Below are 21531 nucleotides of genomic sequence, written 5' to 3'. Positions count from 1 at the left end.
CCAGTATGGATGCCTGCGACGGGCAGCATGAGGCCGGCGATGATTTCGACGCCATACGCCCCTACCGCGATGACGAGGTGGATGCCACCCTCGCCGCGCTGGTGCGCAACGGCGAATTTCTCGACACCATCGCCCGCTATCGGCTCAAACGGCTGTCGCGGCTGACGCCACGACTGGCCCGTTCACTGGTGCGCCGCCGACTGCAGCGCACGGTGCGCCATATTCACAGTATCGACGACTTTCAGAATCATATCGCCCACTACATGGCGCATATGATCGATACCACCACCACCACCTTCACGGTGGAGGGGCTGGACAAGCTCGACCGTCACCGGGCGCACCTGTTCATCGGCAACCACCGCGATATTGCCCTCGACCCGGCCTTCGTCAACTACGCCCTCTACCAGAGCGGGCTGAGCACGGTGCGCATCGCCATCGGCGACAACCTGCTGCAGAAGTCATGGGTCAATGACCTGATGCGGCTCAACAAGAGCTTTATCGTGCCGCGTTCGGCACGCGGCAAGCGCGCCATGCTGGCCGCCTATCAGCAGCTGTCGAACTATATTCACCGCTCGATTACCGTCGACAACCACCCGATCTGGATGGCCCAGCGCGAGGGGCGCGCCAAGAACGGCATCGACCGTACCGATACCGCCATCATCAAGATGCTCGACATGGCGCGGCGCATGCAGGGCGGCGGCAGCCGGGTGGGCGACGCCATCGGCGAGCTGCGCATGGTGCCGGTATCGATCAGCTACGAGTTCGACCCCTGCGACCTGCACAAGGCGCGCGAACTGAAAGCGCGCACCGACGGCGAGTCGTATCAGAAGATCGCCTACGAGGACATTCTCTCCATTGCCGCCGGCATTACAGGCTTCAAGGGGCGGGTCAAACTGGTATTCGGCACGCCGCTGTCGGCGGAGTATGACGACTACGCCACCGTTGCCGAGGAGATCGACCGCCAGGTACTCAGCGGCTATACCCTCTTTCCCAGCCACCATATGGCGCTGGAAGCAACCGGCGCAGCGCCCGAGCTGGTCGACCTTGCCGGTATCACCCCGGCCGACCGCCGCGCCTTCGAGCAGCGCCTTGCCGGCATACCGCCCGAACTGCGCGATCAGTGGCTGTGCCAGTACGCCAACCCGGTGCTCAACCGGGCGGGGCACCAGCCGCTGTGAGCCAGCCTGCAGAGCATGCAGGGTCACGCGAAAAGATAAGATAACGGTATAAAAAGGGACGACGCGACGCTTACTTGCGCCAGAAGGTCGGCGTCATCAACACCAGCACCGTCAGGATCTCGAGACGCCCCATCAGCATGCCCAGACTCAGCATCCATTTGGCGGCGTCCGGCAGCGAGGCAAAGGTTCCCGAAGGTCCGATGGTCTCCCCCAGCCCCGGGCCCACGTTGGAGACTGCCGTCACCGCACCGGAGAGCGCGGTAATCAGATCGAGCCCCATCGCCGCCAGGCCCAGCGCCAGCGCCGCCACGGTAAAGAAGTAGAAAAACGAAAAGGCGATAACGCCGCGCACCTGGTCGTCGGTCAGCAGGCGGCCGTTGTAGCGCTGCACGAAAACGCCGCTGGCGTGCACCAGGTAGCGCAGCTGGTTGACCAGCATGATCAGCCCGATCTGGAAGCGAAATATCTTCATGCCGCCGCTGGTGGAGCCAGAGCAGCCGCCGACGAACATCAGATAGAAAAAGGCCACCGCCGACAGCGGCCCCCAGGCGGAATAGTCGCTGGAGGCGTAGCCGGTGGTGGTCACCACCGATACCACGTTGAAAGCGACCTCGGTGAGAGCCTCGAAAAAGGGTATGCCATTGAGCGTGCGGTAGAGACTCAGCAGCAGGATGACCACCGTCAGCAGCGCGAACAGGCCGCGCACCTGCTGATCCTGCCACAGCGCCCCGGAGCGCTCACGCACCATGCGGATGTAGAGCACGAAGGGCAGCGCCCCGGTCAGCATGCCCAGCACCCCCAGCCAAAGAATCAGCGGCTGGTCGTCATAGTGGCCAAAGGAGGCGTCGTAGTTGGCGAAACCACCGGTGGCCACCGACGTCATGCCGTGCACCACCGCATCCAGCGGCGTCATGCCCGCCAGCCAGTAGCTCGCCATGCAGACCAGGGTAAAGCCGACATACACCAGGCCGATCGCCTTGGCGACGGTGCCGGCGCGGGGCAGCACCTTGTCCGACCAGTCGGAGGATTCGGTCTGAAAAAGACGCATGCCGCCGACGCGCAGAAAGGGCAGCACGGCAATTGCCATGACGATGATCCCCACCCCGCCCATCCACTGCATCAGGCCGCGCCACAGCTTGAGACCGTCGGAAAGATCGTCGATGCCCACCAGCACGGTGGCGCCGGTGGTGGTAATCGCCGAGACCGACTCGAACACCGCATCGGCCACCGACAGCCGCGGTGCGCCCAGCTGCATCGGCAGGCTGGCGAATGTCGACATCACCACCCAGCTGGCGGTGGTGAGGATAAACATCTGCCTGGGGCGCAGTTCGATGGGCATGCCCAGGGTGATGCCGACCAGCGCCGCGCCGGTGCCGAAGGTGATGGCGAAGGCCAGTGCGAATGACCACAACTGGCCATCTCCTTCGATGGCCAGCAGCGCCAGCGGAATCAACATGATCAGCGCCAGCACCAGCAGCAGCACGCCCAGAATACGCAGTATCGGGCCCATGCCGATGGGGTTGCGCAGAATGCGCAGCGGGCGCGGCAGCGTCGCGGAAGATGAGGCGGAAAAGCGCGTCATGCAGTTCTTCGTCGGTCGGTGTCAGGTGGGCGCTACTATAGCGGTTCGGGCGAAGAGGTGCAGCCGGTGGGCGAGGTGGAATAGGTGGGAAAAAAGATGAAAGCCGGCGCCGGGCCGGCTTTGAAGCCATTAGCTTAGCAATCACCAGGACTTAAATCATCATCAAGGGTAGTGGTGCAACTCCAGACTCCGTCTTCTGTGCGATTCAAAGACAGGGATTGGCCGGAAAGACCACCTCCACCCTGAAAGCTATAAGTCATTGTCGCAGCTCCTGTTGCAGCCGAATTATTTCCATCTTGCGTAGTTATAGTAATACTTATAGGAGAATCACCGGGTATACCCAGTTGGCCCTCTAAAGCATCGCCGATAGTGCCATCTGTAGCGGGCGACGGAAGATTTGCAGAAACAATCCTTTCCTCAACACCAGTTTGATAGGCACGCAGTGATGCAAGTCCCGAAGCGGCCTCAGATCTCGCAACATAACTTTGATACTGCGGCACCGCAATCGCCGCCAACACGCCGATAATCGCCACCACGATCATCAGCTCGATCAGTGTAAAACCGCCCTGCCTGCTTGACATCATCCTGCTCCTCATGCTGTTTGCCGATTCCGATTAACCGCCTCTCCCTGCGCCCCGCAGGCTGGCGGCATAAAGGGCACCCTGCCCTGTTTTTCCTCTCCTTTAGCCCTTAACGTCAGTGGGCAGCAAAACTTTAGTTCCATCATGATCGGCCGATAGATGAGGCAACGGCTTCCCATACGGAGACCCCGACGCCTCATGTCCGACGCTGCTTCCCCCTCTACCGCTTCACCGCTGCGCGGCCTCGCCCGGCAGCTGGTCGATGACGGCCTGCTCGACGAGCAGACGGTCAGTGCGCTGCTCAAGGAGTCGCAGCAGAAGGAGGAGTCGCTGCTGGCAATGGTGGTGGCGCGTGAGCTGGTAGCGCCGCGCGACGCGGCGCTGGCCGCCTCCCACGCCTTTGGCCTGGTGTGCGTCGACCTCGACGCCTTCCCGGCCACCGCCCTGCCGCCGCTGGAGAAGCTCTCCGAGGCGCTGATCCGGCGCACCCGGGCGCTGCCGCTGTCGCGCCACGCGCACCGGCTGATCGTCGCCATCGACGACCCCGCGCGGCTGTCGGTGCTGGACGAACTGCAGTTCGTCAGCGGTATGAGCGTTGAAGGGGTGCTGGTACCGGCCGACCAGCTCGACAGCAAGCTGGAGCACTATCTGCAGCTCAAGGGCGAGGGGGCACTGGCGCTGCTGGGTGACGAAGGGGCGCTGGACAGCCTCGAAATGGAGGAGGACGACAGCAGAGCGGACGACGATATCGACGAGGAGAGCGACGCCCCGGTGGTACGCTTCGTCAAGCAGACCCTGCTCGATGGCATTCGTCGCGGCGCCTCGGATATTCACTTCGAGCCCTACGAAGAGAGCTTTCGCATCCGCTTTCGCATCGACGGTATTCTGCTCGAGGCCTCGCGCCCGCCGGCGCATCTGCGCCAGCGCATCGTCACCCGCATCAAGGTGATGACGCAGCTGGATATTTCCGAGCGCCGCCTGCCGCAGGACGGCAACGTCAACATTCGCCTGCCCAACCGGCGCAGCGTCGAGTTTCGCGTCAATACGCTGCCCACCCTCTACGGTGAGAAGATCGTCATGCGTCTGCTCGACCCCGAGAGCGCACGCATGGGTATCGATGCGCTGGGCTTCGAACCCACTCAGCGCGAGCATTTCGAGCGTGCGCTTGCCAGCCCCCAGGGGATGATCCTGGTCACCGGCCCCACCGGTAGCGGCAAGACGGTCACACTTTACACCGCGCTCAATATCCTCAATACCGAGGCGCGCAATATCGCCTCCGCCGAGGATCCGGTAGAGATCAAGCTGGAGGGTATCAACCAGGTCAACGTGCGCCCGCGCATCGGCTTCGACTTCGCCGCCGCGCTGCGCGCCTTCCTGCGCCAGGACCCGGACGTGGTGATGGTCGGCGAGGTGCGCGATCTGGAGACCGCCGAGGTAGCGATCAAGGCCGCCCAGACCGGCCACCTGGTACTGTCGACGCTGCACACCAACTCCGCCGCCGAGACCCTCACCCGGCTGAGCAACATGGGAGTGGCGTCGTTCAACATCGCCACCTCGGTGTCACTGATCATTGCCCAGCGCCTCGCCCGCCGGCTGTGCAGGCACTGCCGCCAGCCCACCGAGCTGCCTGCTGCGGTGCTGCGCGAGCAGGGCCTTACCGAGGCGGAGATCGACAGCGCCACGCTCTACCGCGCGGTAGGCTGCGAGCGCTGCACCAACGGCTACCGCGGCCGTATCGGTATCTATGAGATGGTGCCGGTATCCCGCGACATGAGCCGGCTGATCATGCAGGGCACCGACGCCATCGCGCTGGCCGACCAGGCCGCCCGCGAAGGGCACGAGAACCTGCGCCGCAGCGGGTTGCGCAAGGTGCTGGCGGGGGTGACCACGCTCGAAGAACTCAACCGCATTATCAAGGAGTAAGCGATGGCCACCTCCTCCAGCGCCGCCGGCAGCAGCCTGAAAGCGCCCGCCACCTTCCGCTGGCTGGGACGCAACGGCCGCGGCGAGCGCGTGCGCGGCGAATCGCGCGGCTTCAGCGAGCAGGAGGTGCGCCAACAGCTTTCGGGCCAGGGCGTGACCGTCCGCCGGATCAGCCGCAAGCGCAGCCTGGCGAGCTTCGGCAACCGTCTCAAAAGCCGCGATATCACCCTTTTCGCCCGCCAGATGGCCACCATGATCCGCGCCGGGGTGCCCATTCTGCAGTCGCTGGAAGCCATCGGCGGTGGCGCCGGCCGGCCGGCCCTGAGCCACTTCATCGAAGCCCTCAAGCGCGATGTCGCCAGCGGCATGAGCTTCTCGCGGGCGCTGCAGTCACATCGCCACCTGGTGGGCGCGCTGTTCGTGTACCTGGTGGAGGCCGGCGAGCAGGCCGGCGCGCTGGACAGCATGCTGGAGCGCATCGCCACCCACAAGGAGCGCACCGATGCGCTGCGCGCGCGCGTCGTCAAGGCGATGTACTACCCGGGGGCGGTGGTCGCCATAGGACTGGGCGTCACGGCTCTGCTGCTGGTCAAGGTGGTACCACAGTTCGAGCGCATGTTCGCCAATGTGGACGCCGAGCTTCCGGGGCCGACACGGGTCACCATTGCCCTTTCCGAGGCGGCGCAGAGCAGCTGGTGGCAGGTGCTGCTGATTCTGGTGGGCGGCATTGTGCTGCTGCGGCGCTCGATGCGGCGCTCGCCGCGGGTGGCCTTTCAGGTTCATCGCCTGATACTTAAACTACCGATTCTCGGCGTTATTCAACGCCATGCCGCCATCGCCCGCTTCACCCGTACCCTGGCGACGACCTTTGCCGCCGGCGTACCGCTGATGTCGGCGCTGGAGACGGCAGGCAGCGTATGCGGCAATCTGGTCTATGAGCGCGCTATCGAACGGGTCCGCCAGGACGTCAGCAGCGGCCAGTCACTGCAGTTTGCGCTGCGCAATACCGGGCTGTTTCCCGCCATGGCGATGCAGATGATCGCCATCGGCGAGGAGGCGGGCTCGCTGGAGACAATGCTCAACAAGGTGGCGGATTTCTACGAAAGCGAGGTGGAGAACCGCGTCGACAGCCTGACCAGCCTGATGGAGCCGCTGATCATCGTGGTGCTGGGCAGTCTGGTGGGCGGCGTGGTGATCTCCATGTATCTGCCGGTATTTGAATTCGGCGGCGCGCTGTAGCGCCGCAGGCTTGTGGCAAGGCAGGGAGAGACTCTTGACCCCATTGTTGCTGTTGCTGGTGGCCGCCCTGGGGCTGGTACTGGGCAGTTTTGTCAACGTGGTGATCGCGCGGCTGCCGGTGATGATCGCGCGCGACTGGCGCGCCCAGGCGCGCGAGACGCTGTCGCTGAGCGCCGAAAACGAGGTGAACGAGACCTTCAACCTGGCGGTCCCGCGTTCGCACTGCCCCCACTGCCGAACGCCCATCGCCTGGCACGATAACCTGCCGCTGCTGGGCTATCTCAAGCGGCGCGGACGCTGCGCCGGCTGCGGCAGCCGCATCAGCGTGCAGTACCCGCTGGTCGAGCTGGCCGCCATGGGGCTCGCCCTGTGGCTGACGCTGGCTCAGGGCGTGAGTGTCGAATCCGCCGCCCTGCTGGGTGGGTGCCTGACGCTGCTGGCGCTGGCGGTGATCGACCTGCACACCCGGCTGCTGCCGGATGCGCTGACTCTGCCGCTGCTGTGGGCCGGGCTGCTCTATCAGCTGATCTGGCAGCCACAGGCGCTGAGCGCCGCGGTGGTCGGCGCTGCGGCGGGCTATCTATTCTGCTGGAGCTTTTACTGGCTGTTTCGGCTGATGACCGGGCGCGAAGGCATGGGTTACGGCGATTTCAAGCTACTGGCGGCGCTGGGCGCCTGGTGCGGCTGGCAGGCGCTGCCGCTGCTTTTGGTGCTGTCGGCAGGGGTTGGCGCGATAGTCGGTATCGCCATTCAACTGGCGCTGCCGCGTCTGCGCGGTGCGCCGCTGCCCTTCGGCCCCTTTCTGGGTGCGGCGGGCGTGCTGATGGTGATCGAAGGCGACGCTCTGATGGCGCTTTATAACACCCTGCTGGGCGCTCCGGCAGGTTATTGATTCGCCCGCGAGGGCGCTGTGTAGATTCGGGCACGAGAGGATTTATGTTGATCATCGGCGTGACGGGCGGCATCGCCGCCGGTAAAAGTACGATCGCCCGCGCCTTCGCAAGACGCGGCGCGGGCTGGGTCGACGCCGACCAGCTGGCCAGAGAAGTAGTGGCGCCGGGCGAGCCGGCACTGGAAGAGATTTATAAGCGCTTTGGCAAGTCGGTGATGAGCGCGGACGGCGAGCTCGATCGCCGCGCTCTGCGCGAGCAGGTGTTTGCCGATTCCAGCGCGCGCAGCGATCTGGAAGCCATCATCCACCCGCGTGTGCGCAAGCGGCTGACGGCACGGCTGGAGGCGCTGCCGGGCCCCTACGGGCTGCTGGTGTCACCGCTGCTGCTGGAGACCGATCAGCACCAGCTGGTACAGCGCATTCTGGTGATCGACGTGCCGCCCGAAGAGCAGGTACGCCGCACCCGCCAGCGTGACAACGTCAGCGAGGCGCAGGCACGCGCTATCGTCGAGGCGCAGATGTCGAGAAACCGACGCCTTGCCAGCGCCGACGACGTTATCGACAATGTAGGCAGCTTTCAGGTGGTCGAGACCCGGGTCGATCGGCTCGATCATTTCTATCGTCAGTTGGCGCAGCAACTCAACGCTGACCCGTGAGCTGCCGAAACAGCGGGTCATTATCGATAAAACCGATCCACCATGAGTGATTTTTCCACAACACCGGAAGTGCCCTGCCCGCAGTGCGGCAAGCGGCTCTACTGGACCAGCGACAATCCATGGCGCCCCTTCTGTTCGAAACGCTGTCGAACCCTCGACCTGGGCGCCTGGGCCGACGAGTCGCATCGTATCGCCGGCGAGCCGGCGCTTGACGAGGCCAATATTGAAGAGCTGATGGAACGCCTCGAGCGAGGCGACAACGACAGGCGGTAAGTATACGTCCTGAAACCGAGCCCTCGCGCCGGGAGCAGATTGCCCGGAATCCTCGCTCCTGTCTCTTATTCGTGCCAGAACTCACGAATAGAGGCGATACCCTGAGCGCCCACCGCACGCGCCCGGTCACTATCCACGTGGCGCGTGCCGCCAAGAGCATAGACCGGCATGGTGACACGCTCGACCATCTGCTGCAGATCGTGCCAGCCAATGGTGACCGCGCCCGGATGGCTGGGCGTTTCGCGCACCGGCGACAGAGTGGCGAAATCGCACTCGATACGCTGGGCCTGCTGAATCTGCTCAAGGTTGTGAGTCGACGCCGACAGCCATTGGTCGTTGCCGATCGGCCGGTGATTGAGTGACATCAGCGCACGGCTGGGCAGATGCAGACCGTCGGCCCCAACGGCATGGAAGGTCTCGGGCGAGCCGTTGATAATCAGCTCTGCACTATGAGCGTGGCATTTTTCCAGCGCTCGTTCGGCCCGCGCTCGATAGGCAACCTCGTCGAGCCCGTGAGCACGCAGCTGCACCAGCCGTATACCGTCCTCGACCAGGGCGCGCTCGAGCATATGGTCGAAGCGCTGCTCGTCCTGCTCTTCACCGGTAATCATATAGTCATGCGGCAGGGTGACCGCGCTCACGATGGGCCCGTTGGCCTCCGGGAAGGAGTAGCGTTGCAGCTCCGCCGGCGCCACCCAGCGTACCGCCTGTCCCTCGCGCCCCCAGGGCTCGCCCTCGAAGTGACGGGTCTCCCACACATCGAGCAGGATATGTTTATCAGGGTACTCATGATGTACCCGGATAAGCGGCTGGGCGCGCAGAATCGACACGCCCAGCTCCTCGCGCAGTTCACGCTTGAGCGCCTCCAGGCCGGTCTCGAAAGGCGCCAGCTTGCCCCCGGGAAACTCCCACAGGCCGCCCTGATCGGCGATCGACGGTCGCCTTGCGATCAGTACCTTGCCCTGATCGTTGAAGATCGCCGCCGCGGCGACGTGGACTCTTCTCTTCGGCATGCTGGCATGACCCTTCATATCGGCGTTATTACACTCTGGATATTTTGCGCACAGCGCGGATTCAACTGCGATAGTCGGCGTTGATGGAGACATAGTCATGGGATAGATCGGAGGTCCAGACCGTCTCTGTGGCGTTACCTCGGCCAAGACGAATGGTAATCGCGATGTCTTCATCGGCCATGGCAGCCGCACCGGCCTCTTCACGGTAGCCGGCGGCCCGACCGCCCTGCTCGGCAATGGTCACGCCGTTGATATCGATACCCACGCGACCCACATCGAACGCCTCGATGGGTACCTTGCCGACCGCCATCAGCAGCCGCCCCCAGTTGGCATCGCCGGCGTAAAGCGCGGTCTTGACCAGCGGCGAGTGGGCGACGCTGAAGGCCACCTCGAGGGCTTCATCGCGACTGGCCGCCTCACCGACGCTGATACTGACGAATTTGCTGGCACCCTCGCCGTCGCGCACGATCGCCTGCGCCAGTTCCAGCAGCACCTCATCGAGCGCCGCGGCAAACGCCGACAGCGCCTCGTCGCTCGCCAGCCGCGCGCCGCGACCGGTTGCCACCAGCGTGCAGGCGTCGTTGGTCGAGGTGTCGGAATCGATGGTGATGCGATTGAAGCTGGCATCCACACCGCCGCGCAGCAGGCGTGCCAGATCGTCCTGATCGATAGCCGCGTCGGTCGCCACAAAGGCCAGCATGGTGGCCATGTCGGGGCGAATCATGCCGGCACCCTTGGCGATGCCGTTGAGCGTCACCTGCCTGCCGTCGATGGCCACCGTGCGCGTCGCCCCCTTGGGGCGCGTGTCGGTGGTCATGATGCCTTCGCCGGCGGCGTGCCAGTGACCACCATCGAGATCGGCCAGCGCCGCATCGAGACCATTACACAGCGGGGTGACCGGCAGCCGCTCGCCAATCACGCCGGTCGAATAGGGCAGTACCTCCTGTGCCACGGCACCGCTGCGTTCGGCAAGCGCCGCGCAGCAGGCCAGCGCATCCTGCATACCCTGCTCACCGTTGCCGGCGTTGGCATTGCCGGTATTGATCAGCAGATAGCGCGGCGTGGCAGCGCTCAGGTGACGTCGTGCCAGCTGCACCGGCGCGGCGCAGAAGGCGTTGCGGGTGAAGGTAGCGGCAACATGGCTGCCTTCGGCGATTTCAAATACCACCAGGTCGCGGCGGCCGGGCTTGCGAATACCGGCGCGCGCCACACCAATGCGCAGGCCATCGATAGGGGGCATGTCGGGAAAGTGAGCCTTGCCGGTCGCCATGAAACTGCTCTCCGCGCGATAGGTAAAAGTGCCCGACCGATACGCCGGCCGAGCGGCTGAAGGAAGACTCAGCCCTGCTGACCGAGACTGCCGTGGCAGTGCTTGTACTTTTTGCCCGAGCCGCAGGGGCAGGGATCGTTGCGCCCCACCTTGGGCTGCTCACGCCGCACGGTGGGATTGCTCACCGCCTCGGCGGCCTCTACCGCCTCCTCGCTGACACCGGGCGCCGGCGCCCCTTCGTGGGCATCGTCCTCACGGGTCATGCGACTCGACTCCTGCTCGCGGCGCAGGCTTTCACGTCGCTCGCGCTCGAGGTTGTCGGCATCGGCCTGCTGACGCACCTGAACGTGGCTGAGAATGCGCACCACGTCGGATTTGATATTGTGCAAAAAGCCCTGGAACAGCTCGAAGGACTCGCGCTTGTACTCCTGCTTGGGGTTTTTCTGCGCATAGCCGCGCAGGTGGATACCGCGGCGCAGGTGGTCCATCGACTGCAGATGCTCCTTCCAGCGGGTATCCAGCACCTGCAACATCACCTGTTTCTCGAAGCGACGCATGGTGTCGCTGCCCACCGCCTCTTCCTTGGCCGCCCAGGCCATGCGCAGCTGCTCCTGCAGGCGCTCGCGCAGCAGCTCTTCGTGGAAGTTCTCGTCTTCACGGGCCCACTCGACCACCGGCGCATGCAGATTGAAATCCTGCCGCAGATGCTCGTCGAGGCCGGGCAGATCCCACTGTTCGGCGAGACTCTGGGGCGGCACATATCCGGAGATGGCGTCATCCAGCATCTCGACGCGCAGCTCCTGGACGTTATCGGAAACATCATTGGAAGCCAGGATGCCGTCGCGCTGGTTGTACACCACCTTGCGCTGATCGTTGGCGACGTCGTCGTATTCAAGCAGCTGCTTGCGCATGTCGAAGTTGCGCCCCTCGACCTTGCGCTGGGCACGTTCGACGGCGTTGCTGACCATCTTGTGCTCGATCGCCTCGCCGTGTTCGAGGCCCAGCACACCCATCATCTTCTGCACCCGCTCGGAGCCGAACAGGCGCATCAGATTGTCTTCCAGCGACAGGAAAAAGCGCGTCGAACCGGGATCGCCCTGACGCCCTGAGCGGCCGCGCAGCTGGTTATCGATGCGCCGCGATTCGTGGCGCTCGGAGCCCACCACGTGCAGACCGCCGGCGGCGATCACGGCGTCGTGGCGCTGCTGCCAGTCGGCCCTGATCGACTCGACGGTCGCCGCATCCGGCTCTTCGAGCGCCGCTACTTCGGACTCCCAGTTGCCGCCCAGCACGATGTCGGTGCCACGACCGGCCATGTTGGTGGCGATGGTGATCGCGCCCGGTCGCCCCGCCTGGGCGATAATTTCCGCCTCACTGTCATGCTGCTTGGCATTGAGCACACTGTGTTCGATCTTCTGCTTGCGCAGCATCGCCGACAGCACCTCGGAGCTCTCGATCGAGGCGGTACCCACCAGCACCGGACGGCCCTCGGCGCGTTTGGTCTTCACATCCTCAATGATCGCTTCGAACTTTTCGGTGGTCGACATGTAGACCAGATCGTTGAGGTCCTGCCGCGCGCGGGGCTTGTTGGTCGGCACCACCAGCACGTCGATATCGTAGGTCTGGCGGAACTCGAACGCCTCGGTATCGGCGGTACCGGTCATGCCGGCAAGCTTGTCGTAGAGGCGGAAGTAATTCTGAAAGGTGGTCGAGGCGAGCGTCTGGCTCTCCTTCTGGATCTCGACGTTCTCTTTGGCCTCGACCGCCTGGTGCAGCCCCTCGGACCAGCGACGCCCCGCCATGGTACGGCCGGTGTGTTCGTCGACAATCACCACCTCGCCATTGGTGACCACATAGTCGACGTCGCGCTGGAACAGATGACGCGCCCGCAGGGCGGCATTGACGTGATGCAAAAGCCCCAGGTTCTGGGCGGCGTAGAGCGAATCATCCTCGGCCAGCATGTCCGAATCGCGCATGATCTGTTCGATGGCGTTGTGACCGCGCTCGGTCAGCTCGACCTGCTTTTGCTTCTCATCGAGCACGAAGTCGCCACTTTCGGGATCGTCCTCATCCTCGCTGGGTACCAGCCCCGTTACCAGCCGGTTGATGGTGCGGTAGATATCGATGTTTTCATCTACCGGACCGGAGATGATCAGCGGCGTACGCGCTTCGTCGATCAGAATCGAGTCGACCTCGTCGATGATGGCGTAGTGCAGCGAACGCTGTACCTTGTCACCCATCGAGAAGGCCATGTTGTCGCGCAGGTAATCGAAGCCGTACTCGTTGTTGGTGCCGTAGGTAATGTCACAGCCGTAGGCGGTGCGCTTGTCGGCTGGTTGCTGACCGGCAAAGATCACGCCCACCGAGAGACCGAGAAATTCGTAGAGCGGTCGCATCCAGTCGGCATCACGGCTGGCCAGATAGTCGTTGACCGTTACCACGTGCACGCCCTCGCCCGGCAGGGCGTTGAGATAGACCGCCAGGGTGGCGACCAGTGTCTTGCCCTCGCCGGTCTTCATCTCGGCGATGCGACCTTCATGCAGCGCCATGCCACCGAGCATCTGCACGTCGAACTGGCGCATGCCCATCACCCGACGGGTCGCCTCACGCACCGTGGCAAATGCCTCGGGAAGGAGTTTGTTCAGCGCCTCGCCGCCGGCCAGGCGCTCGCGAAAGCGCTGGGTCTGCGCCTGCAGCTCGGCGTCCTCGAGGGCGCCGATCGACTCCTCGAGGGCGTTGACCTGCGCCACCGTCTTGCGCATGCGTCTGATTTCGCGGTCGTTCTTGCTGCCGACCACCTTGCGTAAGAGATTATTGAGCATCGTTTTCGGTCCTTTGTCGTCGTGTTACGTCGCGATTGAGCAGGCGTAGCACGGCGCTGGCGGACCGCGACGTGACAGGGTGTCGTGGCCGACCGACACCGCAGGAAGCGCAAGACGCGGCAGCGGCCGCCGCAGCACGTGCTTCAGTGCCGCCAGGGTTTGCCGCACCGGAGCGCTTATGCCTGGACGTGAACGGCGACAGCGGCGACGCGACTCGGCGCGAATATGGGCAGGCGAGTGAAAACAGATGCGGATCAGTTGAGCCGTGCTCAGCGTCGCGCGTCCGTCGGCCATCCCTATCGGCAATAAACAGCCGATAAGAATGCCCGCCAGCCACCAGCGCGTCACCAGGCGACGAGGCAGTCCAAATGTGCGTGAAGCAGTGCTCATGCTGTCAATAACGGGATTGGCCGTGATAGATTGGCGCTCTTTCCATTGCGGGGCACTGTGCCCATGGAACGCGCAGCAGGGGCATGAGTATAAAGGCTAAAACGAGACGCGCCCAGCCCGTCGGGCAATTGCTCCAACGCGGCGGCTCGCTGACCAGGCTGGTGCATACTGCCGAGCTGATCGAGCGAGCACAGCGCCAGCTGCAGACCTCGCTGCCTGATGAGCTGGCCGACCACCTGCGTGTGGGCGGCTATCGCGACGGTCGACTGACGTTGATAACCGATCGCGCCGTATGGCTGACCTGGCTGCGCTTCGAGCGCGCCCGTCTGCTGACGCTTCTGCAGTCGGTAGCGGGGCTCGAAAAAGTGCGCGAACTGGACTTTCGCGTGCGCCCCATCCGTCCGGTCTATATACCGCAACCGCGAGTCCGCCACCTTCCCGAAGAAGCAGCCTCACACCTGCGCGACTGTGCCAGCGATACCCAACACGATGGCCTGCGCCGCTCTCTGGAGCGGCTGGCCTCTCATGCCGATGACAGTCGGGACAAAAGCTGAAGAGTTTCCATAAAAAAGCACAAAGGGCGCCGAACGGCGCCCTTTGCTGGCATGGGTCAGTCAATATGAGTCAGCCACCATAGCCTACATCGCCATGGCGGGCTCGGAATAGGAGATCGGCGAGGTATCACGATCCTCGAAGGTCACGATTTCCCATGCGTCCTGCTGCTTGAGCAACGCGCGAACCAGCTGATTGTTGAGACCGTGCCCCGATTTGTAGCCGCGGAATTCGCCGATCAGGCTGTGCCCCAACTGGTAGAGATCACCGATGGCGTCGAGCACCTTGTGGCGCACGAATTCGTCTTCGTAACGCAGGCCGTCTTCATTGAGAATGCGGTATTCATCCACCACGATAGCGTTATCGAGACTGCCGCCGAGAGCCAGATCCTGCGAACGCAGAAACTCGATATCGCGCATAAAACCGAAGGTACGCGCGCGACTGACCTCCTTGACAAAGGAGGTGGTCGAGAAATCGACGCTGGTCGTCTGCTTTTGACTGGCAAACACCGGGTGGTCAAAGTCGATCGCGAAGCTGACCTTGAAGCCGTTATGGGGCAGAAAAGTAGCGTATTTGTCACCGTCGGTGACAGTCACTTCGCGGCGGATGCGGATAAACTTCTTGGCCACTTCCTGCTCGACGATACCGGCCGACTGGATAAGGAATACGAAAGGGCCGGCACTACCGTCCATGATGGGCACTTCAGGCTCACTGAGCTCGACAATGGCGTTGTCGATACCGAGACCGGCAAAGGCCGACATCAGATGCTCGACGGTCGCCACGCGATAGCCATCGACGGCCACGGCGGTGCACATGGTGGTGAAGTGAACGTTTTCGGGATGTGCCGGAATGCTCACGGCCGGTTCGAGATCGGTACGCACGAAGGTGATGCCGCTGTTGGCCGACGCCGGACGCAGGGTCAGATACACCTTCTTTCCCGAGTGCAGACCCACGCCGGTAGCACGGATCGTGTTCTGTAGTGTTCTTTGACGGATCATATAATCTGGCTGCCAGGAGCAGGTAAAATTAAAACAATTGTGTCAATGGTAACAGCTCCCCGCCAATTCAACAACGAACACTGTTCGATTAGTCGATGAATATCGTTATTTTCTGCAACTGTCATGGAAAAGTGGCGACCGGAAGCCGCCACCCTCTACTGCGTCAGTCGGCCTGACGGCGCAGAAAGGCCGGAATATCCAGATAGTCATCCATGTCCTGCGACTTCTGGCGACGCTCGCGAGAGGCCTTCTCCTTTTCGCGCTCGTTCTCTTTTTCACGCGTGGTGGCCTGTTGCCGTGCAACCGCCGGTTGGCGTGCCGGACGACGGGCATCGGCCTGTGACTGCTCGCCCCGCGAGGTACGTGTCTGGGTAGAAGAAGCCTTCTCCATGCGACCATCGAGACCCGCAGCCACCACGGTAACGCGCAGATCGTCGCTCATCTCCATGTCGATGGCGGTGCCCACCACGATGGTGGCATCCTGGGAGGCGAACTCCTGCACCGTCGCCCCCACGTCGTTGAACTCGCCGATGGAGAGATCCGGGCCGGCCGTGATATTGACCAGAATGCCGCGCGCCCCGTTGAGGTCGATATCTTCCAGCAGCGGACTGCGAATCGCCTTTTCGGCCGCTTCGCGGGCGCGATTTTCTCCCATCGCAGTACCGGTACCCATCATTGCCATGCCCATTTCGGACATCACCGTACGCACGTCGGCAAAGTCGACGTTGATGATACCCGGGCTGGTGATCAGCTCGGCGATACCCTGCACCGCCCCCAGCAGCACGTCATTGGCGGCGCTGAAAGCGGTCAGCAGACTGGCATTCTTGCCCAGTACCGTCAGCAGCTTTTCATTGGGAATGGTGATCAGCGAATCGACATACTCGGAGAGCTCCTTCATGCCCTCTTCGGCCGCACGCTGACGCTTGGGCCCTTCGAAGGGGAAAGGACGGGTGACCACCGCCACGGTCAGAATGCCCAGTTCCTTGGCCACCTGAGCCACCACCGGGGCACCGCCGGTACCGGTACCGCCCCCCATACCGGCGGTAATGAAGACCATATCGGCGCCCTGCAGCAGCTCGGCAATGCGCTCACGGTCTTCCATGGCCGCCTGGCGGCCGACCTCGGGGTTGGCACCGGCGCCGAGCCCCTTGGTAATTTCACTGCCCAGTTGCAGCACGGTTCTGGCCGCAACCCGCTTGAGCGCCTGCGCATCGGTATTCGCGCAGATGAATTCGACGCCCTCGATGTTGCTTTCAACCATGTGGTTGACGGCATTGCCACCGCCGCCGCCCACGCCGATGACCTTGATGACTGCACTGCTGGAAGGTGCATTGTCTACTAGCTCGAACATAAACCCCGTCTCCTGGACCACCCCGGCGGTCCTGTCAGAAATTTCCTTTTAACCAGCCCTTGATCCGCGTCATTGTCGAGGAAAGTCGATCACTGCCCGAACGGTCGGACGAGTGGCGTCTTCCATGCTCATCCCGGCGGGGTTGGGCCGTGGCACGCGAATATCGCGAGTTTCTCATACCGTAGAGTAACAAACCGACCCCGGTCGAATAAATCGGGTTGCGCACGACATCGGCCAATCCACGCACGTTCTGCGGGCAGGCGATGCGAACCGGCATATGGAAGATCTCCTCGGCCAGCTCGGCCACCCCTTCCATGCGCGACGTGCCGCCGGTCAATACGATACCGGCCGCGACCAGGTCCTCGTAGCCACTGCGCCGCAGCTCCTCGCGCACCAGCGTAAAAAGCTCTTCGTAGCGCGGCTCGACCACCTCGGCAAGCGTCTGGCGCGACAGGTCGCGAGCCGGGCGATCACCGACACTGGGCACCTTGATCAGCTCATCACTGGAAGCCAGCTGGGTCAGCGCACAGGCATACTTGACCTTGATATCCTCGGCATACTGGGTCGGCGTACGCAGCGCCATGGCGATATCATTGGTGACCTGATCACCGGCGATCGGCACCACCGCGGTGTGGCGAATCGCCCCCTCGGTAAACACGGCAATATCGGTCGTCCCCCCGCCAATATCCACCATGCAGACGCCCAGCTCGCGCTCGTCCTCGGTCAATACCGCATAGCTCGAGGCAAGCTGCTCAAGGATGATGTCGTCGACTTCCAGCCCGCAACGGCGCACGCATTTTTCGATATTCTGTACCGCATTGAGCGCCGCGGTCACCAGATGAACGCGCGCTTCAAGGCGCACTCCCGACATGCCCAGCGGTTCGCGAATCCCCTCCTGGGTGTCGATGGCATACTCCTGAGGCAGCACATGGAGAACGCGCTGCCCTTCCGAAATGGCGCGGGCACGAGCGGAGTCGATCACCCTTTCGATATCCGAAGGGGCGACTTCACGCTCGCGAATGGCGACCACACCATCGGAATTCATCGAGCTGATATGGCTACCGGCAATGCCGACATAAACCGAATGAATATCGCAACCGGCCATTAGCTCGGCCTCCTCGACAGCGCGCTGAATGGAGTGCACTGTCGACTCGATATTGATCACCACCCCCTTTTTCATACCGTGCGAGGGGTGAGAACCAATACCTGCGATTTCAAGGCCGCCATCGTCGGTCGGTTGACCGACGATGGCAACCACCTTGGATGTTCCAATATCAAGCCCGACAACCATATTGGAAGCGTTGGATTCTCCTGCCATAGGTCGGACCGGCTCCTGATCATTGTGTTCATGCAAGGCGCCAACTTTCCTGACGGCGCCGAAATGGCAAAAGGTTCGGTTTGATTAAAAACCAATAACATTAATAAAAGTGTTTCCGAGAATACGGCTATTCCGGAGTGAAAGAAACACCTTGATGGCCGTATTCAGGCAGTTTTACTCAATATTACCCTCGGACTCTACTCATCCTGCCCGGCCGATACATTATCTTCCTCCTCGCGCCAGGTGACCGCCACCCCGTTGGGATAGCGCAGATCGATATGGTCGATCTCGTCACGGCGTTCGGAAAGGCCGCGCTGCCAGGCCGTTTTAAAGCGCTCAAGACGCATGTCGAGATCGGTACGCCCCAGGATAACCCAGAACGCATTATCAAGCTGCATGCGCCAGGCCCCACGCGGTTCCAGCCGCAACCTGGTAACCTCGAGTGCCGATGCGGCGAGCGTTTTTTCCAGCGCATCGTAATAGGCCAGCACCTCACTGCCACTGCCGCGAGGGCCAGCCAGGTGGGGCCTGTCGCCGACGCTGGCAATGGGGCCGACGTCAAAGGGCTCACCGCTGACATTGAGCAACTGATGATCATTCCACCACGCCACAGGGCGCTGTTCGGTGAGTTCGAAACCGAGTTCATCAGGCCAGTGACGGGCCAGCCGCACATCCTTGAGCCAGGGAATCTGCAGCGCCTCGTCACGCAGTCGGTCAAGATTGACCGACAGCCAGCTTTCACCCACGATCAGCGGCGCCAGGCGACTGCGTAAATAGTCGGCGTTGACGTATTGAAGATCGCCGTCGATGGTCACCCGCTCAATGGGACGGTCCAGCCATAGCCAGAGTGTTCGCCCGCCGGCCCCCAGCAGCGCGACAATCAGTATGAGCCCCAGCAGGCGGTTGGACGTTGCACTGCTCATCCTGACTTCACCGGCATAAAGGCCATCAGGACCGTTCGGCGCAAAACTGCAGCGCCGCCTCTGCCAGCGCAGCACTGATGCCACCGATATCGCCGGCTCCCTGGGTGATCAGGATATCGTCGTCACGCAGCACATGACCCAGCACGCTCTGCAGCGCCTCACGGCTTTCGATAAAGAGTGGATCGGTCTGGCCACGACTGCGAATCGACCCCGCCAGCGAGCGCGAGTCGGCGCCCGGCAGCGGCGCCTCACCGGCACTGTAAACATCCAGCAGCAGCAGTAGATCAACGTTGGAGAGCACCCTCACGAAATCCTCGTAGAGTTCGTGCGTGCGCGAATAGCGGTGCGGCTGATAGATCATCACCAGCCGGCGGTGCGGCCAGCCTTCACGCACCGCGCGAATCACCATCTCGACCTCGCGGGGATGGTGGCCGTAGTCATCGACCAGCATGACCGGTGCGGCATCCGCCGCGCTTTGCGGCAGACGGAAGTTGCCCTGCACCTGAAAACGCCGCCCTACCCCGGCGAAGCCGGCCAGCGCCGCGACAATGGCGTCATCGTCGACACCGGCGTCGGTGGCCACCGCGATCGCCGCCATGGCGTTCTGGGCGTTGTGACGGCCCGGCATTGCCAGCTGGACAGGCAGCGGCTTGCGCTCGGCACCGCGCTCGGCGGTAAAACTGATCGCCCCACCCTGCTGGCTGAAATCACGAATACGATAGTCCGCCTGTTCGTCGAAGCCATAGGTCACGAAGTGACGCTGCACCCTGGGCAGCAGCTCGCGCACCACCGGATCGTCGAGACAGAGAATCGCCAGCCCATAGAAAGGCAGATTGTGCAGAAACTCGATGAAGGTATCCTGCAGTCGACCGAAATCCCCTTCGTAGGTGCTCATGTGGTCGGCATCGATATTGGTGACGATGGCACTCATCGGCTGCAGATGCAGAAAGGACGCATCCGACTCGTCGGCCTCGGCGACCAGATACTCCCCCTCGCCCAGCCGGGCGTTGCTGCCGGCACTGGTCAGTCGCCCGCCGATCACAAAGGTGGGATCGAGGCCGCCCTCGGCCAGCACAGTGGCGGTCAGGCTGGTCGTGGTGGTCTTGCCGTGGGTACCGGCCACCGCAATGCCGTCACGAAAACGCATCAGCTCGGCCAGCATCTCGGCACGGCGCACCACCGGAATGCGGTGCTCGCGGGCGTAGCGAACCTCGGGATTGTCCGAATCGACCGCGCTCGAGATGACCACCACATCAGCGTCACGGACGTTGTCCTGATGGTGGCCAATCACCACCTGCGCACAGCAGCGACGCAGGTGGGCGACCACCGGCGACTCACGCAGATCACTGCCGCTGACCTGAAAGCCCTGATTGGCCAGCACCTCGGCGATACCGCACATGCCGGCACCGCCGATACCCACGAAATGGATGCGGCGGATACGGCGCATGCCGCTTCGCGCCTGACATTTATCACTCAAAACCGAATACCTGTGACTCAGGATGGTACGCCTATCGTTCAAAACCGATCTCCAGACAGCCCTGCACCAGCGCGCCGGTGGCCGACAGCTGCGCCCGGCTGCGGGCATGATGACTCATGGCGACCAGCCGCTCGGGGTCGAGCAGCGCCTGCAGCGTATCGGCAAGGCGCTCGGCGCTCATCTGCGACTGCGGCAGCAGCTCAGCCGCGCCGGCATCGACCAGAAAGCGCGCATTGATCGTCTGGTGATCGTCAACCGCATGCGGAAAGGGAACCAGCAGTGACGCGCGCCCGGCAGCCGCCAGCTCGGTAACCGTCAGCGCTCCGCTGCGACAGACTACCAGATCGGCCCACTCGTAGGCCTCCGCCATGTCGTCGATAAAGGCGCTGACGCGGGCCTCGACGCCGGCGCTGCGATAACCCTCGACGGTCGCCTGTTCCTTGTCGCGTCCGGCCTGGTGGCGCACCTCGGGGCGAATTCCTGGCTCGAGCAGCGCCAGCGCCTCGGGCAGGCGCTGGTTGAGTACCTGCGCGCCCAGCGAGCCCCCCACCACCAGCAGTCGCGGCGCCCGACCCGCAAGCGCCTCGGCAGCAGGGGGACGAGTGCCGATGGCGGCGATCTCGTCGCGCACCGGATTGCCGATCACCTGCGGCCGGCGCGACTCGGCAAAGGCGCCCGGGAAGGCGGCATAAACCCGCGTCGCCAGCCGGGCCAGCACCCGATTGGTCAGCCCCGGCAGCGCATTCTGCTCATGGATCAGCAGCGGGATGCCCAGCCTGCGCGCCGCCAGTCCGCCGGGGCCGCTGGCAAAGCCGCCCAGCCCGACCACCAGCGAGACCTCCAGTTCGGTGATGATCCGCTGCGCCTGGCGCACCGCGCGCCACAGCCGCCATGGGGCCCTGAGCCATCCCAGCGTACCGCGACCGCGCAAACCGGCGATGGAGACGTGATGCAGCGGCAGACCGGCGGCCGGCACCAGCGTATTCTCGATACCACGCGGCGTGCCCAGCCAGTGCACCTCGATGCCTTCCGCCACCAGCGCCCGCGCCAGCGACAGCGCCGGCACCACGTGACCGCCGGTACCGCCGGCCAT

Annotated in this window: 18 protein-coding genes; 7 read left to right on the top strand and 11 right to left on the bottom strand. The window is 63.3% G+C overall.

What is annotated here, in order from left to right; translation table 11 throughout:
- The first annotated feature begins 5 nt into the window (after window positions 1-5).
- A complete protein-coding gene (locus tag H146_RS0112845) occupies window positions 6-1178 on the top strand; it encodes a 1-acyl-sn-glycerol-3-phosphate acyltransferase (RefSeq protein ID WP_019952285.1) in 1173 nt (390 codons plus the stop codon).
- Window positions 1179-1248: 70 nt separating this feature from the next.
- On the opposite strand, the gene H146_RS0112840 is transcribed toward H146_RS0112845, so the two are convergent.
- Both H146_RS0112840 and H146_RS22170 read right to left on the bottom strand, forming a co-directional pair.
- Window positions 1249-2760, bottom strand: a complete 1512-nt coding sequence (locus H146_RS0112840; RefSeq protein ID WP_019952284.1) for a TrkH family potassium uptake protein — start codon at window positions 2758-2760, stop codon at window positions 1249-1251.
- 134 nt (window positions 2761-2894) lie between these two features.
- Window positions 2895-3341 (bottom strand): pilin, encoded by a 447-nt coding sequence (locus tag H146_RS22170; RefSeq protein WP_033195718.1) that lies wholly within the window; start codon window positions 3339-3341, stop codon window positions 2895-2897.
- 198 nt (window positions 3342-3539) lie between these two features.
- On the opposite strand from H146_RS22170, the gene pilB reads away from it, so the two are divergent.
- From pilB to H146_RS0112810, 5 genes are read left to right on the top strand one after another with little or no spacing between them, the layout of a single operon-like run.
- Window positions 3540-5264: a type IV-A pilus assembly ATPase PilB gene (gene pilB / locus H146_RS0112830; protein ID WP_019952283.1), complete on the top strand. Its 1725-nt coding sequence runs from the start codon at window positions 3540-3542 to the stop codon at window positions 5262-5264.
- A gap of 3 nt (window positions 5265-5267) precedes the next feature.
- The gene (locus H146_RS0112825; protein WP_019952282.1) at window positions 5268-6503 is read left to right on the top strand and encodes a type II secretion system F family protein; all 1236 of its coding nucleotides are present in this window, start codon (window positions 5268-5270) and stop codon (window positions 6501-6503) included.
- A 34-nt stretch (window positions 6504-6537) separates the two neighbouring features.
- The gene (locus tag H146_RS0112820; RefSeq protein ID WP_156826808.1) at window positions 6538-7395 is read left to right on the top strand and encodes a prepilin peptidase; all 858 of its coding nucleotides are present in this window, start codon (window positions 6538-6540) and stop codon (window positions 7393-7395) included.
- A 44-nt stretch (window positions 7396-7439) separates the two neighbouring features.
- Complete coding sequence (gene coaE / locus H146_RS0112815; protein WP_019952280.1) at window positions 7440-8051, top strand: dephospho-CoA kinase; 612 nt, start codon at window positions 7440-7442, stop codon at window positions 8049-8051.
- 42 nt (window positions 8052-8093) lie between these two features.
- Window positions 8094-8324, top strand: coding sequence for a DNA gyrase inhibitor YacG (locus tag H146_RS0112810; RefSeq protein ID WP_019952279.1), 231 nt, complete (start codon window positions 8094-8096; stop codon window positions 8322-8324).
- A gap of 65 nt (window positions 8325-8389) precedes the next feature.
- Here H146_RS0112810 and H146_RS0112805 read toward each other — a convergent pair whose 3' ends face one another.
- The 3 genes from H146_RS0112805 to secA form a co-directional block, all read right to left on the bottom strand.
- Window positions 8390-9337 (bottom strand): Nudix family hydrolase, encoded by a 948-nt coding sequence (locus H146_RS0112805; protein WP_026351965.1) that lies wholly within the window; start codon window positions 9335-9337, stop codon window positions 8390-8392.
- 61 nt (window positions 9338-9398) lie between these two features.
- Window positions 9399-10607, bottom strand: coding sequence for a bifunctional glutamate N-acetyltransferase/amino-acid acetyltransferase ArgJ (gene argJ, locus H146_RS0112800; RefSeq protein WP_019952277.1), 1209 nt, complete (start codon window positions 10605-10607; stop codon window positions 9399-9401).
- Between the two features lie 68 nt (window positions 10608-10675).
- Window positions 10676-13429, bottom strand: a complete 2754-nt coding sequence (gene secA / locus H146_RS0112795; RefSeq protein WP_019952276.1) for a preprotein translocase subunit SecA — start codon at window positions 13427-13429, stop codon at window positions 10676-10678.
- Between the two features lie 473 nt (window positions 13430-13902).
- Between secA and H146_RS0112790 the strand changes: the two genes are divergently transcribed.
- The gene (locus tag H146_RS0112790; RefSeq protein WP_033195710.1) at window positions 13903-14373 is read left to right on the top strand and encodes a DUF721 domain-containing protein; all 471 of its coding nucleotides are present in this window, start codon (window positions 13903-13905) and stop codon (window positions 14371-14373) included.
- 84 nt (window positions 14374-14457) lie between these two features.
- Here the strand turns inward: H146_RS0112790 and lpxC are convergent, their stop codons facing one another.
- From lpxC to murG, 6 genes are all read right to left on the bottom strand, one after another.
- Entirely contained in the window at window positions 14458-15369 is a 912-nt protein-coding gene (lpxC, locus tag H146_RS0112785) for a UDP-3-O-acyl-N-acetylglucosamine deacetylase (RefSeq protein WP_026351964.1), read from the bottom strand.
- Window positions 15370-15532: 163 nt separating this feature from the next.
- Entirely contained in the window at window positions 15533-16720 is a 1188-nt protein-coding gene (gene ftsZ / locus H146_RS0112780) for a cell division protein FtsZ (protein ID WP_019952273.1), read from the bottom strand.
- 34 nt (window positions 16721-16754) lie between these two features.
- Window positions 16755-18038, bottom strand: a complete 1284-nt coding sequence (gene ftsA, locus H146_RS0112775) for a cell division protein FtsA (RefSeq protein ID WP_019952272.1) — start codon at window positions 18036-18038, stop codon at window positions 16755-16757.
- 197 nt (window positions 18039-18235) lie between these two features.
- Window positions 18236-18961, bottom strand: coding sequence for a cell division protein FtsQ/DivIB (locus tag H146_RS0112770; protein WP_019952271.1), 726 nt, complete (start codon window positions 18959-18961; stop codon window positions 18236-18238).
- Window positions 18962-18986: 25 nt separating this feature from the next.
- Window positions 18987-20408 (bottom strand): UDP-N-acetylmuramate--L-alanine ligase, encoded by a 1422-nt coding sequence (gene murC, locus H146_RS0112765; protein WP_019952270.1) that lies wholly within the window; start codon window positions 20406-20408, stop codon window positions 18987-18989.
- A gap of 61 nt (window positions 20409-20469) precedes the next feature.
- Window positions 20470-21531, bottom strand: a complete 1062-nt coding sequence (gene murG, locus H146_RS0112760; protein ID WP_033195717.1) for an undecaprenyldiphospho-muramoylpentapeptide beta-N-acetylglucosaminyltransferase — start codon at window positions 21529-21531, stop codon at window positions 20470-20472.

It is taken from the genome of Kushneria aurantia DSM 21353 (assembly GCF_000382245.1).
Taxonomy (GTDB): domain Bacteria; phylum Pseudomonadota; class Gammaproteobacteria; order Pseudomonadales; family Halomonadaceae; genus Kushneria; species Kushneria aurantia.
The sequence above is the reverse complement of the archived record's forward strand: the minus strand, read 5'-3'. Positions and strand labels throughout refer to the sequence as shown.

Coding starts and splice junctions, on each gene's coding strand:
- H146_RS0112845 (WP_019952285.1), top strand. CDS start 6: ATGGATGCCTGCGACGGGCAGCATGAGGCCGGCGATGATTTCGACGCC.
- H146_RS0112840 (WP_019952284.1), bottom strand. CDS start 2,760: ATGACGCGCTTTTCCGCCTCATCTTCCGCGACGCTGCCGCGCCCGCTG.
- H146_RS22170 (WP_033195718.1), bottom strand. CDS start 3,341: ATGTCAAGCAGGCAGGGCGGTTTTACACTGATCGAGCTGATGATCGTG.
- pilB (WP_019952283.1), top strand. CDS start 3,540: ATGTCCGACGCTGCTTCCCCCTCTACCGCTTCACCGCTGCGCGGCCTC.
- H146_RS0112825 (WP_019952282.1), top strand. CDS start 5,268: ATGGCCACCTCCTCCAGCGCCGCCGGCAGCAGCCTGAAAGCGCCCGCC.
- coaE (WP_019952280.1), top strand. CDS start 7,440: ATGTTGATCATCGGCGTGACGGGCGGCATCGCCGCCGGTAAAAGTACG.
- H146_RS0112810 (WP_019952279.1), top strand. CDS start 8,094: ATGAGTGATTTTTCCACAACACCGGAAGTGCCCTGCCCGCAGTGCGGC.
- H146_RS0112805 (WP_026351965.1), bottom strand. CDS start 9,337: ATGCCGAAGAGAAGAGTCCACGTCGCCGCGGCGGCGATCTTCAACGAT.
- argJ (WP_019952277.1), bottom strand. CDS start 10,607: ATGGCGACCGGCAAGGCTCACTTTCCCGACATGCCCCCTATCGATGGC.
- secA (WP_019952276.1), bottom strand. CDS start 13,429: ATGCTCAATAATCTCTTACGCAAGGTGGTCGGCAGCAAGAACGACCGC.
- H146_RS0112790 (WP_033195710.1), top strand. CDS start 13,903: ATGAGTATAAAGGCTAAAACGAGACGCGCCCAGCCCGTCGGGCAATTG.
- lpxC (WP_026351964.1), bottom strand. CDS start 15,369: ATGATCCGTCAAAGAACACTACAGAACACGATCCGTGCTACCGGCGTG.
- ftsZ (WP_019952273.1), bottom strand. CDS start 16,720: ATGTTCGAGCTAGTAGACAATGCACCTTCCAGCAGTGCAGTCATCAAG.
- ftsA (WP_019952272.1), bottom strand. CDS start 18,038: ATGGCAGGAGAATCCAACGCTTCCAATATGGTTGTCGGGCTTGATATT.
- H146_RS0112770 (WP_019952271.1), bottom strand. CDS start 18,961: ATGAGCAGTGCAACGTCCAACCGCCTGCTGGGGCTCATACTGATTGTC.
- murC (WP_019952270.1), bottom strand. CDS start 20,408: ATGCGCCGTATCCGCCGCATCCATTTCGTGGGTATCGGCGGTGCCGGC.
- murG (WP_033195717.1), bottom strand. CDS start 21,531: ATGGCCGGCGGTACCGGCGGTCACGTGGTGCCGGCGCTGTCGCTGGCG.